Source organism: Sphingobium sp., from assembly GCF_035511395.1.
Lineage (GTDB): Bacteria > Pseudomonadota > Alphaproteobacteria > Sphingomonadales > Sphingomonadaceae > Sphingobium.
Genome location: NZ_DATKFP010000453.1, coordinates 1 through 2,217, shown reverse-complemented (window position 1 = coordinate 2,217; position 2,217 = coordinate 1). Strand labels below are relative to the sequence as shown.

The following is a 2,217-nucleotide window of genomic DNA, read 5'->3' as shown; positions in this document are numbered from 1 at the left end:
CTGGCGCGATCTTCACCGGATAGAAGTCGAAGAGTTCGCCCTCACGCGGCTTCGGCGCGAAGCGGTACATCGCGCTCGAAATGTAATTGGAAATGTTGACCAGAACATATTGCGCATTCGGCCAGCGTCCTTCCGAGTGCGTGAGGACATCCGTCCGCTGGTAGACGTAATTGCCGTAGCGCGAATAACGCAGGTCGTTCGAATTGCCGACCGCCGCGACCCCGCTCACATAGGAAAAAGGCAGGCCGTTCTTCCAGGCGAAATAGGCCCGCAGCACGTAAGGCAGATCCGCGCAGTCGGCGAAGAAACCGGCGTTCACGCCGTCGCTCGCCCGATAGATATTGGCGGGACTCTTGAGGCAGGCATCGACCGTCCGGCAATCGCTGAGCCCGATCGCGCGGACGAACTCGCCATAGGCGCGCTCGTCGCTCGCCGACCATTCGGGCTTGGTGATGCGCCATTGCAACCCCGCCGGTGCGGGCGCCGCGCTTGGATCGGCCATGTCGAGACCACCGACGACGGGTGCCATCGAAGCGGGTCCGTCGACGGGCGCCATGGTGCCGGGCGGCAGCGCATCTTCCGCCCCTGCGTTTCCAGCCCAGACACAGAACGCAACCGCGACAACAAGCCGGCGCACCCACATTCCCCGCATCTCCCGAATCCTCCACCCGTGCAGACTCAATCACACCCGCCTGTGGCAAGTCCGGCACATCCCGGCTTTAACAATGGGGCTTCTCTCAATTGGGGGACGGCAACCTCTCAAGCGTCACCCCGACAGGCAAGGTCTTCGCGAATTCGTTCAGCGCCGCTTCCGCCCGGTCTCTATATGCCTCGTCCGTGACGTAGAAGCTGACGGTGTCGCCGGCCGCCGTAACCCGCCGCCCGCCGAGATGAAGCCGCGCAATTTCCATCCGTGAGCCGATCAAGAATTCGAGAGGTTTGTAAATCATCGCGAGGCCGATATGGTGCGCGGCGATGAAATCTCCGTACCCTTTCGTACGACCGCTTCTGAGCGGTTCCAGAGCGGCCTGCGGCGTCGCAAGTCCGGCTATGTCGAGAACGTAGTCGGGATTTCGATAGGCGACCCAACCGACATCGTTGACGGCGACCGGAGCATGCCAGAACTCGGTCGCGAACCGATGCATCTGGTATTGCTGCTCGTAGATGTTCCGGGCGCCGCCCGGCGCACGGAAAACGGCGGCGCTATAAAAGACCATAAAGACGACGAGGCAGACGGTCATACCCGCCCACGCCGCCTGGCCGTTCCGCCCCGGGAAACCGAGCGGCGAGGCGCCGCCGGAAAACAGCACATATCCGATGCAGGAGAGCAGCACGGATACGGCATAAGGCTCATAGCGGAAAAACCATCCCGAACGAAAGGCGACGAAATGCACCGCTAGCACGATTGATCCGAATAAGATCAGCCCAAGGCGGCTCTGCCATCCAGGCTCCGAGCGACGCCGATAAGCGACAATTCCCGCATAAAGAGCCATGGTCGCCATAAGCGCGTGGGCTAGCGAGAAATATCGGACCACATGCGAAGCCAGCGAATGGAAGAAGGCCTTTCCCCCAAGCTGCCGCATCGCGACCAAGGCGGAGTCCGACTTGGCGAGCACCGAATTCGGCAAGAATGGCAATCCAAGCGCGTGCAGAAAGAGGGAGAAGCCCCCGTAGAAGACCGCCACGACGGAGATCAGAAGGACTGCCTGCCGCCACCGTCCGTACAGGATCAGAACGAGGGCGGCGGCTCCAGCTACCGCTGCTCCTTCATATCGGAGCAAGGCGCCGGCCACCACCGCCGCGTGCAGGAACCACGGTGTCGGCCGATCTTCGACGACATCGACCAGGGCCAGCACTGTCAGCAGGGTACAAAGGACGTGAAGCGTGTGTTCCATGCCAGTGAAGGCCAGGGCAACGCCGTTCACGGCAAAAGTGGCCAGCAGCGCAAGGGCCGCATTTTCCCACCGCGCCACATCGAAACCGAATCTCGAAAACAGTCGCCGCCAGACGAAGAGAATGCCGAAGCCCGCCCCTATGTTGAGTGTCAATGCGCTCAACTCGCCGAAACCGGCCCGCGCCAGCGGAGCAAGCAGAAGCGGATAGACGATCGAGGACGAGGGAGATGCGAACTCGCCGGAATTTATTCCGTAGAATCCGTGCGCGACGCGCTCCGCCAGAGCTAGATGGATATAGGCATCGTCAAGGGTGAAGAAGACG

General features: G+C 61.6%; 2 protein-coding genes. Both read right to left on the bottom strand.

Annotated features, from left to right (window positions below; genetic code table 11):
• Window positions 1-637 (bottom strand): hypothetical protein (locus tag VMR39_RS30215; protein ID WP_325422223.1); only part of this gene is annotated, 637 nt, incomplete at its 3' end.
• A 100-nt stretch (window positions 638-737) separates the two neighbouring features.
• A partial coding sequence (locus VMR39_RS30210) for a hypothetical protein (RefSeq protein ID WP_325422221.1) occupies window positions 738-2,217 on the bottom strand: 1,480 nt, incomplete at its 5' end.